Source organism: Streptomyces sp. NPDC093094, from assembly GCF_044754345.1.
Lineage (GTDB): Bacteria > Actinomycetota > Actinomycetes > Streptomycetales > Streptomycetaceae > Streptomyces.
Genome location: NZ_JBIVOX010000032.1, coordinates 49,013 through 62,303, shown reverse-complemented (window position 1 = coordinate 62,303; position 13,291 = coordinate 49,013). Strand labels below are relative to the sequence as shown.

The window sequence follows — 13,291 nt, the reverse complement described above, 5'->3', positions numbered from 1 at the left end:
GCGCGCGCTTCGCTCCGCGAAGACGACGCGCCGCCGCTACGCGGCGGTTCCGTTTCGCGCTCCGCGCTCCACGGGGCTGCGCCACTCCGTGACGCAGAGGCACGGGGACCGCTCCGCGGTCCCCGTGAGCGGCGCCTCCGGCACCGCCTGACCCGCTGCTCCACAGCAGGCCAGAAGCCCGCTTACGCGGGCGGCACCGACAGGAGAAGGGCGGCGTGAGCCGCCGAGACTGGACACGCAACGTGACCGACGCACGGCCGACCCCACCGGCCTGAAGATTCCGCTTCCGCCCTCAACCCGCCGTGCGTCAGACTGCGGCCCGGATGAATCCTGGGCCCACACCCCACCACCACCCCCACACCACCCCGCCCAACCCCAATTCCAGAACCCCCGAACGGGCCCCGAAAAACCCCGACTGACCCCCCATCAAAACCCCCCGAAACAACGACCCATAACCCCCAACCGAATGCGTCAAAAACCAGGCCGGATCAAAACTGGGAACACCCCACACCACCAACCCAAATGACGATGACTCACCCACCGGTGAAATAGGGAGAGACCCGTCCAGAGGCCCGCTGGACACCCGCCGCGGGCCCGCCGGACGACGATGCCCAGACGGACACCAGCGGACACCCAGCAGGCCCCTGGACGGACTCCCTGCCCTACACCCCGGTGTCGGCGAAGGCGCGGGGGGCGCCCGGCATGGGCCCTGGTATCGGACGGCTGTGGGGCAGATGATGGAGGGGTGATGCCGGAACAGGGCACGCCCAAGCCCGGAAGCTGGATCAACCGCGTCGGTGAGCTGGAGGAGGAGACCGAGCAGCTCAAGGAGGCGGTGACGTCCCATGCCGTCGTGGACCAGGCGATCGGCATGATGATCGCGATGGGACGGATCGACTCCGACCAGGGCTGGACCGTGCTGCGGGAGATCTCGCAGCACACGAACATCAAACTCCGCCACGTCGCCGAGCTGGTCCTGTTGTGGGGCCGTACAGGCGAGATCTCTCCCGAGATCGCCGACGAGCTGGGTGCGGCGCTGGAGCGCCACAGCCCGCCCCAGGTCCCCGGATCGGCTCCGGTAAGCAACTGATCCGCCCCTTTACCCGTGCGACCGGCTCGCCGAGCGCGGAGGTCCCGCCGACGCGCGAGACAGGAGAGAGGGACCCCGGTCCCCCGGCGGCGCGCACCCGCCCGCCCCGCCCGCCCCTTCCCTTCCTTTTCTGGTCTGGCGAGCGCAGGGGGTGTGCAGAGGGGGATGTCAGCGCGGCAGACCGCCGTTTTCCGGGGGTTGACCTGCGAGGACGCGGGAGGTCGCTGGAGGGGTGCGCAACCTCTACCGCAACGTCTAGCGCAACCTCTAGCGCAACATCCGGGCACGGCGTACCAGGGGCGCGCGAGGCCCCGCCGAGCGCGGGACAGGAAGAGGCCGGCCCCGATCCCCTGAGGCGCTCCCCACGTCCCGCCCGCTCTTCCCATCCATCTTCATTCCGGGGTGAGGCGGTCGTGGGGTGCTCTGAGGGGGATGTCCGACCCCGACCACGCCCGAATGCCCGTGGTCACCTGCGGCGTTGCGAGGGCGGCCCGGAGGCCCGATCAGGAGATGTCGCAGGAGATACAACCGCCGGGCTGGCGCTTCGGGAGTCCGGGACTCCCGGAGTCTGTAACTCCCGGAGTCTGTAACTCCCGAACTCCGGGAGTCCCGAAGTCGGCGCCCGGAGGGAGGCTTGCCCAGCCCCGACCACGGACGCCCAACCCAGACCACAGGCCCGATCATGCCCCGACCACAGGCCCGACCACGGCAGGTCAGCGCGTTGGACACGCTGCGGCCGTGTGTACCGGACAGGGTGTGCGACGGAGCCCGGTCGGGGGAGGATACGGGGCCATGAGCACCAGTCGTCCCCTGCTGACCCAGCGCGAGGCCGCCGCCTGCGGCGTGAGCCGCACGACCATCCGACGCCGCCGCGAAGCCGGCGACCTCCCCGGAGCGGTCCAGGACGACCAGCGCGGATGGCTCATCCCCGTGGAGGACCTCCTCGCCGCAGGCTTCCGCCTCAACGCCCCCGCCCCACCCGACAAGGAGACGGAGATCGAGCGGGCCGAGAAGCCCGGCCACAACGGGGCCACCGCGACGGACGGCCTGGGCAAGGTCGCCGAGACCGAGGCCCGCAACCTGCGCGGGCGCCTGGACGAACGCGCCGAACACATAGCCGACCTCCAGAAGACTGTTCGGCGAGGAGTTCGTCAAAGGCTTCGCGAACAAGGCTGGCGCCGTCACCGCGCTCGTCTAGGCGTGCTTGTCGTCGCCTACGTGCTGGGCGTGGACCTGGCCGATACCGATGCCGCATCCTCGGCATGTGACTGCGGTCATGCCCGGAGCCCGCCCGCCGCAGTTTCCGGGCACAACGGCAACACACCTAGAGTCCGACTGGGTTCCGGAGCCCTCTTCAGCCGGAACGAGAGCGGCCTTGGCGGTGAAGAGTCCGGCTCAGAAGGGAGGCTCGTCGCTGTAGGCAAGTGGCTGGGCGGGAGCCTTGGGGAGCGGGCCTGTGGCCCAGGGATCATCTGCCGGAGGCGATGCAGAACCACCCCACCCGCCGGAAGCCTGCCGGGACGGGGGCACCGTGGCCGGTGGGTTACCCCAGCCCGAGGCAGTCTGCGCCGGCGCGGCGGGTGGCGTTGCTGGTGCTTCGTCCGGCTCGAGGCTGTCGATGTCGTCGTTCCACAGGCGGCGCAAGTGTTCGCGACAGGTCGTCGGATCGTTCTCGTCCCAGTCGTCCGGCTCGGGCCAGCGGCGGCCATCCGGATCTCGGTCTTGCATATGACACAGAGCGCGCAGGACGGCATCGACGACCGTCCATTGGCTGGTGGTCGTCCCGGTGAGGAGACGCCGGATGGTTTCTCGGCTCACCCTCTGAGGGTTGGTCTCGGTGCCGGTCAGAGCCGCAATCTGCGGAAGCGGAGGGCGCGATGCCAGCCGATAGTGCACGAAGAGCTCAGCGACCAGGTCCCGCTTGGGACCGGGCGGCAGCACATCTTTACCAGGCATTCGAAGCATCCGCGGCATCCACCAACTCTGCCACGTTCAAGCGCAGTTAGACACAGGAAAGCTTGGACTCACCCGAGATCACACCACAGGAGAGCGCAGGTGGTCCCGTGTGGCCTCGCTGAGACCACTTTTCATCTCACTCAAGCCCTCATTAGCTGGTTGTGAACCAGCTACGACCCTTGGAACCACTTTTCAGCAATTCCACGTTTTTGCTGGTCAGAGGCCCTTTCGGGGTGCTTTTGTTGTTGCCGTCCACCCCTGAGGTTCGGGATTCGTCTCAAGGAGTGGACAACGGCAGCTGTCGCCGGAAAACGGCGACGGCCCCCTGGTGGGCAGGGAGCCGTCTGCAGAAGACCGAACATCCCCATTGAAGGAGAGTTCATGTCCAAGTGCGAGCGTACGGGCAACAGCCCGGACCCGGAACCCCTCCCAACGCCGCATGGCGGGTCATCGAGGACCCGGTGGGTCCTGCGTGCCCGGCGGCTCCGCAACGAGGCTGGATTGCATCTAATCCGCGGGGCCGCAACCGCGGTCGGCGGTGCCGTCGTCGCGTACGGCGGCCTCTGGATTCAGTCGCGATGACAGCGGACAGCGGGGCCGGGCAGGGTGATCCTGTCCAGCCTCGCTGTCGTCGGGTCAACGGAGTAGACCCGAGTTGAGAGGGTGTGTGGAGGCCCTGGGCCGCCTGCCGCGGTCTCCACGCTGCGCTGCCGCTGCATCAGGTGCTTACCTCGGTAATGGTGTCCGCGATCAGGACGGGCAGGTGGTTGAGGGCACGTTCCAGGAGCCGTTCTATCGAGACGGCGTGCTGGCTGTTGTCGACGCTGATGTTGGTCACCCAGCTCGCGGGTTCGTAGCGGGCGAGCATCGATAGGGCGTACAGAACAGCCCACCAGGCCATCAGCGGGTGCAGTTCGCGGGGCATCCGGGCGAGGACGGGAAGGAAGTACCGCTGCGTCGCGTAGGGGCGGGTCATGGTCAGCAGGTGCTCAAGGCGTTCGGCTGCGGTTGCCGAGCCCTGGGGCATCTCCCAGTTGATGACCAGTTCGCCGCCACCGTGCTTGTAGCGGGTGTACTCGGGTGTCGCCGCGGCGCCAAGGTTGAAGGCGCGCGTGGTCACGTAGCTCTCGTGCCGGGCAACGGCAGGGTAGGCGGTGAGGAAGTCAGCCAGCGCTTGGCGACTGCCGTCGTTGATGACCCGGTCCGGGATGTCGCACACGGGGATGCTCAGCAAGGGGTGGTCCTGCTGGTGGATGGCGCTCGCGGCGGCGAAAAAGCGGGGTGGGCCGCTCCCGCCCGGTGAGCGGGTAGTCCAGGTTCAGGGGCAGCAGGTCCCACACGTCTTCCAGACGCACCGCGTCCTTCTCCCACACCGGGGAGTCGAGGACTTCGCTGACCCGGACGAAGCTGCCGTGAGTGCCAGGCGGGTCGGTGCGGATCTCGATGTCGGGGAAGGGCTTGTCGAACCCGGAGGCCTTGATCCCGTGGGTGACGAGCCGCCAGTCCTCGCTCTTGAGGGTCACTGCGGCGGCCGCGATGGCGCGGCCAGCCTGGCTCAGGCCGTAGAAGACCTGGAGCGGGCGCGTGGCGGGACCCACGACGGCGGCGGCGCGGAACATCTGCTCCGTCTGCTCCAGGGCCGCCGCGTAGGTCTTGCGGCGGGAGGCCGTTCCGGCAGCCCGGCCCGGTGGCTTCCAGCGGCTGGCCCGCAGCCGCTCCCACGCCTCATCGGCGTTCACATCGATGTACATGACCCGGGACGCTACTCGCTGTCGGGTTGACGCCGCTGGGTGAATTTCTCCTCGCGTACGCGGGCGCGCAACTATCGGCAGCCGGGAAACTCCGAGCGGGTGGCGAGGGGCACTTGGCAGAATTCGGCGTGTGGGAACAGCACAGCAGACATCCCGGCAGCACCTCATATCCCAGGTCCTGCTCAAGGAGTTCACGACGCCCGAGCCAAAGGGCAGCAGCCGACAGCTGCTCCCGTTCGACCTGCGCAACCCCGGACGCGTGCACAAGCGGATGCCCACCAGCCGATGCGGCTGGGTCGAGAACTTCGTCGCCGTCGACTCCCCATCCGTTGAAGCACTGTGGGGCGACGTGGAGAGGCGCGTGCCTGCGGCGTTCGCCGCCGTGCACGCCGGCACTCCGTTCGCCGACCCGCTTCACGTGGACGTGCTGCGCGACCTGGTCGTGCTCCACTACGTCCGGTCGCTCCACTACCGCGATGTGCACACCAACTCGGTCGAGCGGGCCCGCACGCACCTGATCGCCAAGGTAATCACCCAGTATCCGGAGCAGCTCCGCCTCGAGGCCCTGCGCGAGACGGGCCTGTATCTGTCCGGCCCGGCTGCCCTGGGCGCCTTCGCCGAACGCCTCATCGAACGGTCCACGGTCATGCGCGACCGCGAGAGCGGCAAGCTCTTCCGCACCAGCATCGAGGACACCTTCCGCAAGATGCGGGACCTGGCGTCGACGCGGCGGCTGGAGGTGATCACGCCCGAGACGGGCCAGTTCCTGATCGGCGACAACCCGGCCCTGACCCTGTCCGTGGAGGGAAGCCGCACCATCTACGGCATGGCGTTCGGCGACGCCCAGACCCTCGTACTTCCCATCGGCCCACAGCGCATGCTGTCCCTGGGCACCGAGGACGCGATGCTAACCGTCCCCCGGTCCTTCGTCGACCGCCTCAACGCCGTGCAGGTCCACGCCGCCCACCGCTACGTCTACATGCACCCCGAGAGCGGCCTGGAGCCGTTCGTGGAACGCGCCGCACAGCGACGATCAGCCGGTGACCGGACCACCTGACAGGCCATTCTCGGTTCGCCGATGACGACATGATTGTGGCGACGCAGGTCCACCATGTTCAGGAGGCCGTCCAAGTCCAGCGGGATGGCGGAACCGGCGGAGATCTCCCCGAAGTAGGTGCGGGCGAGCTTTGGGCTGATCTGGGCCATGGTCGGATGGTGACAGCAGGGTCTGACACCACCCATCGCGCATCCGCACACGCGAATGGTTCACCGTACGGCCATCCGAAGGCGTGCCCTACTCGCCCAGGTGTCTCGGGCACAGAGGTGGCACGTGCCCCGCTGCCCTCCCGCGTGCACGCGCGCGAGTCCCCCGGCACCACTGCCCGGACCACCGCCACGGGACCGCCCTGGCACCAGCCCACCCGGCAGACGCGAGTGGCGGTCCCAGGACGGCACCCAGGCAGTCGAACCACCCGGCGGAGCACGACCCGGCGGGCGCTCGCCCAGCAGCTCGGCGGACACGGTCAGCGGACGAGGCTGCGCAGCGGGACGACGGTGGCACCGGCGCTGGTGATGCCCGCGGCCACGGCCGCGGGCACCGGGGCGCCGGCGAGGGCGGCCAGGACACCCATGATGACGCCGATCACGAAAGCGATCAGCAGGACAACGGCGGTGTGAAGGGACAGGAACGGCTGCGGGTTCTGAGAGTTCGTCATGCCGTCGAATGTGCAGCGCGCAAGGCCCTGACCTGCACATACCGAACAATCTCGCCGAAGTCCGATCGCTGCGCGCCAAGCAGCGAACAGAGGGTGTGTGTCCGGCGGAACACGACAGCGCGTCCCAGGGTGTTCAGGGACGTTCCGGGAAGTTCAGCGCTGTACGCCCGAACCGGCCTAGCCTGGCCTGCCACCACACACGACGGGGAACCAGGCGTATGGCATTACCGGACACCACCGGCAGCTACGAAGAACTCCTCAACCAGCAGGCCGGACAGTTGGCGGATCTCAGGGTCCGGGCGGGCAACCCGTCCCTGCGCAACATCGAGAAACGCGCGAAGCAACTCTTCGCCGACGAAAGCGTCGCCCTCGCCCCTTCCACACAGAGCGGCCTGTTCAACGGCGGCTACGCCGGCCGGGACAAACTGCTGTGGCTCGTGCGGACCCTCATGTCCTGGGACCGCACCGGCAAGCCCTGCGCCCCGCCGGCCGAGGACGCCCCCGAACTCGACATCTGGCACGACCGCTGGGAAGCCGCCACCAAAGCACGCCCCCCGCGTCAACGCGCAAACAGCACACCACTCCCCGCGCTGCCTGCGGGCCCGGAGGACCACGAACCCCGCGCAGTTCCCCGACAGACCACGGCAGAACACGCCACCGCAGCACCAGCTGAAGCGTCAGGCCAGGACCAGGACTCCAGCCTCTCCCCCAGACCTCCTGCCCGTTCCGCCGGCAACAGCCCAGTACCGCTGCGGGCCCCGGCCACCTTCCACCCCGTCGGCCAGCCCTTGACCGGCCACGCCAGCAGCGTGACGGGGATGGCGTTCTCCCCCGATGGCAGCTTCCTCGCCACCAGCAGCCAAGGGGGCGCGGTCCGGCTGTGGGACCCGGCGACCCAGCGGCCAGTCGGCGATCCCATCACCGGGCACACAAGGACGGTGTGGGCGGTGGCGTTCTCCCCCGACGGCACCCTCCTCGCCACCAGCGGCGACAACGGCCAGATCCGGATGTGGAACCCCGCCACCCGACAGCCCCTTGGTAAACCCCTCACCGGCCACCAGGGCACGGTGTACGGGGTGACGTTCTCTTCCGATGGCACTCTCCTCGCCACCGGCGGCGAGGACGGCACGGTCCGCCTCTGGAACCCCGCCACCCGCCAGCCCGTCGGCGAACCCCTCACCGGCCACACCAGCTGGGTGTCCGGTGTGGCGTTCTCACCCGACGGCACCCTCCTCGCCACCAGCGACAACGACGGCCAGATCCGCCTTTGGATCCTCACCACCCGCCAGCCCATCGGCGACCCCCTCCCCGGCCGCAGGAGCGCGGTGTTCTCGGTGGCGTTCTCACCCGACGGAACCCTCCTCGCCACCAGCGGCGAATTCGCCAGGATCCCGCTGTGGAGCCCCACCACGCGCCAGTTGGTCGGCGAACCCCTCGGCGGCCACACAGGCTGGGTGTTCCGGGTGGCGTTCTCACCCGACGGCACCATTCTCGCCACGAGCGACAACGACGGCCAGGTCCGCCTCTGGGACCTGGCCACCCGCCAGCCCCTCGGCGAACCCCTCACCAACCACCAGGGCTCAGTGTCCGGGGTGGCGTTCTCCCCTGTCGGCTCCCTCCTCGCCACCAGTTACCGCGAGGGCATTGTGCGGCTCTGGAACGCCAACACTCGCCAGCCCGTCGGCGAAATCCTCACCGCCCAAACCGGCGGCGCGTTCGCGGTGGCCTTCTCACCCGACGGCACCCTCCTCTCCACTGGAGACGGCAACGGCCAGGTCCGGCTGTGGGCGAATCCCACAGACGGCCGGCGGCCGGGATGACAGGGGCAACGCATCGGCATCAGAGAATGATCAGCGCAGGCGAACGATGCGACGCAGGTCCTCCGGGCGCATGGCGGGGCCTTGCCGCCCCACTCGCGGCGTTCACGCAAAGCATCGGCGCGCCTGGCCGTGGACGGAACCGGGCGCGCCGATGGTCATGTGCCTGCGCGGGTGGGACGTGTCACCGTCACCGGCGCGGGATCGCAGAGATCAGTGGCGGTCGCCGTGGTGGTGGTTGCCGCCGCCGTGGTGGCCGTGGCGGTCGTTGCCCCAGGACTCGTCGTCGATGAAACGGTCGCGGTCGTTGCGCAGGGTGGCGGTGTCGGAGCGGTTGTCCCACACGTAGTTGCGGCGGTCCTGGTAGAGGTCGGTGCGGGTGTCGCGGCCCACGCCGGTGTGGATGCGGACCGTGGCGCGTCCGGGCAGGCGGTAGCCCTCGAAGGTGTAGGTGTGACCGTCCTCGTCCTCCAGCGTCCAGCCGTCGAGGTCGACGCTGCGGCGGGTGGTGTTGGTCAGCTCCACCCACTCCCGGTTCAGCGACCGGTTCGAACGGTCGTCCCGACCGGGCGAGTCGTACTGCACGGCCGAGATCTCCACCCTCGGAGCACGAGCATTGCGGTCGCCGTCGGCGGCCGACGCCGGCAGCGCCGCCGCCCCGATCACGGCGCCGGCCGCGAGGACAGCGGCCAGCAGACGGCGGGAGGTGCGGGAAGAGGTAGCGGACATGTGTCCCCCAGCAGGTGCGGGCACCTTCCCGCCGGTGACAGCCCCTTGCGGGGCCACCGGTGGGGTGGGTGCGGTGTGCGGGCGGCGACCGGCCGGCCGCGCACCCACACTTTGTCCACCATGTGCGGGAGTTGAGGACGGAACACGGAGTGTGTTACCTGTTGCCCATATTTCCGTGACTGTCGACTGCAACAGTCACATATGCCGCTTACTGGCACGGTTGACGCTGCCAAGGGCAGACCGCCCTTGCAGGGACAGGGCCACGCACTGAAACCACCACGGCACGCCACCCCACCACCGCCGGGCCCTTCACCCGGAAGTGCGTAACAGCCGGACCCTCCCATGACACGCGGCTATGGCGAACCGCCCGGCCTGCGGTGCGAAACCTCGGTCCGGGAGCGCCGGTCACAGGACGTAGGGCCGCAGCGGGTCGTTGGAGCTGCACTCCAGTCACTCAGCACGTCCTGGTCCGCTTCCAGCGTCACGGCTCCGGGCACGCGGCCCGGCCCATCGCTGACGTGTGCCGGGTGCCGGGGCCGGTGCACACCACGGGTGGGGAACCGTCGCCCATGTCCCACGCCGTGCGCGTAACCTCGGCGGTGACGGACACCGTCACGGCGCCCGCGGTCGCCGTAGCCGTGATCGGCCCGTGCGTCGCCAGTGTGGGCTCCAACCTCATCCACATCGGCATCCCCACCACGTACCGCCCCGCCGCGCGTGTTGCGGAACGGACCAGTCGGGTCCGTGCCTATAAGCGGCGTCTTGGCTTGGTGCCCTTCTCCCTTCAGAAGCCGATGCGCGCCCAGCGAGTAGCGCCCTCGTGGTGGGTAAACGTGCCGTGGCTGGCACAGAGGGCGGAGACGATGCTCAGGCCGCGTCCGTGTTCCTCCTCCGACTCCGGTGCTTGAGGCGTGTGCTTGGGCCCTCCATCGGAGACTTCGATGTGGACAGCGACTTGATTGTCGCAGCGTATGTGCAGCGCTGCCGGAGGGAGTGCGTGGAGGACTGCGTTGGTGAGCAGTTCGGAGGTGACAAGCAGTACGTCGTCGAGGACGTTGTCAGGCACGCGTCGGTCGCCTAGAAAGGCGCGCACTCGGCGTCGGATGTGAGGCATGTCAGTCGCCTCGGGTGCCTGGAGCGTGACAGCAAATGACGAAGCTTCGCGGTTTGCGCGGGAGCGAACGCAGAGCGGGGGGCGGGGCGCTGTCGTGGCCCCTGATCCGGTCTGCGGGGGAGCTTGAGGTGCCATGACGTGCCTCGGCTTCGGTTTCGGCATATCCAGAACTGGTAATAACCAGATATGACCAGTGTGGATATGCCGGGCCCGTCTGTCAACGGATCGAGACGCCCAGATTGCCCTTTTTGCTGGAAGGCTTAGGCGGGGCTGTCAGCGGCTTGGAACTGCGGTGTTCGCGGGTGCCTCGCGTCACTGCCGAGCGACACGCTGAGCTCGATGCGACCAGTGACGGAAGGTCTCCACTGGCGGACCGTCCTCTCGCCAGGGCCACGACGTGACCACCGGTCCGATCGCATGGAACACTGTCGCCGCTTCCCGGACGCGACCCGCCTTGACCAGCACGTAGGCAAGAATGTTGAGGTCGGCGAGCGCCGCAGCATGCGTCAGGTAACCCGGTCGCGGCCAGGTGGACAGGGCATCGTCGACGAGAGCGCGTTCCGGGGGCTGACTCCAGTGACGGTGCGCAGTCAGCTCTGTCAGTCCACCGGCTTCCTGCAGGCTGAGGTACTGGGTGAGGCTGGTGACAAGAGCCACCGCCCCCACCGGAGACCGCGGGGGCGCCTGGCTTCTGACCGCGTCGGTGAATTGCAGCATCATCGCGTGAGAACCGCGCTCGCGGGGAGACAGGTAGCGCAGCAGCTGCAGATGCGCTTCACGGTTCCATCGGTCCCTCTGGCTGACGCCCCCCCACACCCAGCGCACATCTGCGGTACTGGCCCGGATCAAGCGGTAGCAGGTGAGCAGGGCGATCCAGGGGGCCGGGTCCGCCGGTAGCAGCTTCGCTGCTTGCCGGCACAGGGTGATCACCGGTCCTATGTCGTGGGCAGCGCCCTCAGAGCTGCGGTGGGCGAGCCCTGCGTAGGCATCGAACAGTACGGCGTCGGGGCACTCTGGGCTCCTGGCACGCCACTGGCGCGCCAGGACGGGCGCTTCCTTGAGGGAAGCGAGAACGAGGAGGCGATGCACGCGCCGGTCCCAGTCTGTTCCGGGGTCCCGCAGTACCTGTTCGACGGGATAGGTCAGGGCGCCGCGGTCGTTGGCTTCGGCGAGGTTGTCGCCCTGTGCGGCGATCTGGGCGTCCAGATGGGACAGGACGCGGCTCAGTTCGCTGTCGTCCAGCTCGGGCACAAGGCGACGTGGCAGGTGACGACTGCGTTTGGTGTACCACATGAGGTGGGTCTTTCCTCTATTGCGGACAGTTGCGGCTGCCGCCACGGGGTCAATCAGCGGAGCGCGGAAAGGACCGAGGCGGGGTCGGTGAGAGCGAAGGCGCCCGTTGTCTCGGCGGCGTGCAGGGCTGCTCCCAGCAGGCCTGCGCCTGCGCCCAGGGGCGAAACCTCAATCGGGGGTGCACTGCGCCAGGCAAGGTTCTCGGCGAGGGCCTTGCGGACAGGCTGGAGAACGAGATGGCCTGCGGCAGCCATGCCCCCTGCCAGGACGATCATCTGCGGATCGAGCAGCACCGTGGTGCCGGCGAGTGCCCGGCCCAAGGCGTCGGTTGCCTCGTCCCATATGCGCGCCGCGGCGTGGTCAGTCTCCAGGCGGGCAGTGACGTCGGCTGCCGTTTGAGCCTGCCGGCCTGTGCGGTTGTAGCGGCGCACGACAGCCCGGGCGCCGGTGTATGCCTCGACGCAGCCGCGTTGTCCGCAATCGCAGAGTTCGCCGCCCTGGCGAACGGTCATGTGGCCGAACTCGCCGGCCATGCTCTGCGCGCCCCGGATGAGCTGGCCGCCGCTGATGATTCCGGCGGCCACTCCGGTTCCGAGGACAACAACGAAGAGATCCCTGAGTTCTTTGCCGCGGCCAAGGCGGTGTTCGGCCAGGGCTGCAGCTCGGACATCGTGTTCAAGAGTGACGGGAAGACCTGTCCGTTCGGTCACGAGGCGCACCAGGGGGGCATCGCGCAGTTGAAGATTGGCTGCGAAGCGGACCGTTCCTGATGCCGAGTCGACGAGTCCGGGAGCGCAGAGGCCGATGGCTGCGGTGTGAGGCCGAACGAGGGCGGCAGCCGTTTCGGCGACCGCGTCGAGGACCACTCCTGGCCCTTCCTTGACGGGGGTGGGAAGGCGCAGTGTCTCCTCTGCAGTGCCCTGGGAGGTCAGCCGTGCCGCTTTGATGGTGGTGCCGCCCACATCGATGGCCACGATGCTGGATGAGTTGCTCATCAGTACCCCTGGCTGGCTGGTTTGTGGCGAGCCACGTGCCGGTAGTAGGGGAGGTCTTGCAGTTTGGCTGCTGCCGATTCGTCCAGCACGACGGTGGCGTGTGGATGCAGTTGCAGGACGGAGGCGGGGCAGCGGGCACTGACCGGTCCCTCCACGGCGGCGGCAACAGCATCGGCTTTGCCGGGGCCGGTAGCGATCAGTACCAGGTGGCTGGCCTCGGAGATCGTGGCCAGCCCTTGTGTGATCACGTGCCGTGGCACGTCCTGCAGGCTTGTGAAGAAGCGTGCGTTGTCGCGACGGGTGGCTTCCGTGAGCGTCTTGGGCCGGGTGCGCGAGGCCAGGGAAGAACCGGGCTCGTTGAAGCCGATGTGCCCGTTCCTGCCGATACCGAGGATCTGCACGCCGATGGGACCGGAGGCAGCCAGTGCCTCCTCGTAACGACGGGCTTCGGCGACCGGGTCGGTTGCCGTGGAGGACGGCGCCCGTACCTTTGAGGGATCGAGGTCGACGTGCTGTGTGAATTCGCGGCGGATGACTTGCGCGTATGCCTGGGGGTGGAAGGCGGGCAGAGCGACGTACTCGTCGAGGAGGAAGACCTCGACACTGGCGAAACTCAGTTCCTCGTCTGTGTGCCGGCGAACCAGCTCGCGGTAGGTGAGGAGCGGTGAGGAGCCGGTGGCCAGACCGAGCGTGCGTACGCCGCGTCTTAGCGCGTGCTGCACGATGTCGGCCGCGGTGCGTCCGGCTTCACCGGCATCGGAGCGGACTACGACCTCCATACCGGTGCTCCCGTCTGGGCGGCACGTGGCTGGCAATCGGGTCGGGAGCAGG

The 13,291-nt window shown here is 68.6% G+C and carries 12 protein-coding genes; 3 read left to right on the top strand and 9 right to left on the bottom strand.

Translation table 11 applies throughout. The features are described from left to right. Window positions 1-748 precede the first annotated feature (748 nt). Window positions 749-1,090: an ANTAR domain-containing protein gene (locus ACIQGV_RS37815; protein WP_402503559.1), complete on the top strand. Its 342-nt coding sequence runs from the start codon at window positions 749-751 to the stop codon at window positions 1,088-1,090. A 1,395-nt stretch (window positions 1,091-2,485) separates the two neighbouring features. Here ACIQGV_RS37815 and ACIQGV_RS37810 read toward each other — a convergent pair. From ACIQGV_RS37810 to ACIQGV_RS37800, 3 genes are all read right to left on the bottom strand, one after another. Beyond that, window positions 2,486-3,064, bottom strand: a complete 579-nt coding sequence (locus ACIQGV_RS37810; protein WP_402503557.1) for a hypothetical protein — start codon at window positions 3,062-3,064, stop codon at window positions 2,486-2,488. A gap of 700 nt (window positions 3,065-3,764) precedes the next feature. Continuing rightward, window positions 3,765-4,280, bottom strand: a complete 516-nt coding sequence (locus tag ACIQGV_RS37805) for a YaaC family protein (RefSeq protein ID WP_402503554.1) — start codon at window positions 4,278-4,280, stop codon at window positions 3,765-3,767. Continuing rightward, a complete protein-coding gene (locus ACIQGV_RS37800) occupies window positions 4,210-4,797 on the bottom strand; it encodes a YaaC family protein (RefSeq protein WP_402503551.1) in 588 nt (195 codons plus the stop codon). Before ACIQGV_RS37800 ends, ACIQGV_RS37805 begins: the two co-directional genes overlap by 71 nt. Window positions 4,798-4,927: 130 nt before the next feature. Here ACIQGV_RS37800 and ACIQGV_RS37795 point away from each other — a divergent pair, with 130 nt between their 5' ends. Continuing rightward, entirely contained in the window at window positions 4,928-5,854 is a 927-nt protein-coding gene (locus ACIQGV_RS37795; protein WP_402503549.1) for a DUF4238 domain-containing protein, read from the top strand. 466 nt (window positions 5,855-6,320) lie between these two features. Here the strand turns inward: ACIQGV_RS37795 and ACIQGV_RS37790 are convergent, their stop codons facing one another. After that, on the bottom strand, window positions 6,321-6,512 hold the full coding sequence (locus tag ACIQGV_RS37790; protein WP_402503547.1) for a hypothetical protein: 192 nt from the start codon (window positions 6,510-6,512) through the stop codon (window positions 6,321-6,323). A gap of 218 nt (window positions 6,513-6,730) precedes the next feature. On the opposite strand from ACIQGV_RS37790, the gene ACIQGV_RS37785 reads away from it, so the two are divergent. Next, window positions 6,731-8,332 carry a WD40 repeat domain-containing protein gene (locus ACIQGV_RS37785; RefSeq protein ID WP_402503545.1) on the top strand — a complete coding sequence of 534 codons (1,602 nt, stop codon included), beginning with the start codon at window positions 6,731-6,733 and terminating at the stop codon, window positions 8,330-8,332. 210 nt (window positions 8,333-8,542) lie between these two features. Here ACIQGV_RS37785 and ACIQGV_RS37780 read toward each other — a convergent pair whose 3' ends face one another. The 5 genes from ACIQGV_RS37780 to nagB form a co-directional block, all read right to left on the bottom strand. After that, window positions 8,543-9,058, bottom strand: a complete 516-nt coding sequence (locus ACIQGV_RS37780) for a lamin tail domain-containing protein (protein WP_402503543.1) — start codon at window positions 9,056-9,058, stop codon at window positions 8,543-8,545. Between the two features lie 784 nt (window positions 9,059-9,842). After that, window positions 9,843-10,172, bottom strand: coding sequence for an ATP-binding protein (locus tag ACIQGV_RS37775; RefSeq protein ID WP_402503541.1), 330 nt, complete (start codon window positions 10,170-10,172; stop codon window positions 9,843-9,845). 312 nt (window positions 10,173-10,484) lie between these two features. After that, complete coding sequence (locus tag ACIQGV_RS37770; protein WP_402503539.1) at window positions 10,485-11,423, bottom strand: hypothetical protein; 939 nt, start codon at window positions 11,421-11,423, stop codon at window positions 10,485-10,487. A gap of 95 nt (window positions 11,424-11,518) precedes the next feature. Then, the gene (locus tag ACIQGV_RS37765) at window positions 11,519-12,460 is read right to left on the bottom strand and encodes an ROK family protein (protein WP_402503537.1); all 942 of its coding nucleotides are present in this window, start codon (window positions 12,458-12,460) and stop codon (window positions 11,519-11,521) included. Next, entirely contained in the window at window positions 12,460-13,239 is a 780-nt protein-coding gene (gene nagB, locus ACIQGV_RS37760) for a glucosamine-6-phosphate deaminase (RefSeq protein WP_402503535.1), read from the bottom strand. Before nagB ends, ACIQGV_RS37765 begins: the two co-directional genes overlap by 1 nt. Window positions 13,240-13,291 lie beyond the last annotated feature (52 nt).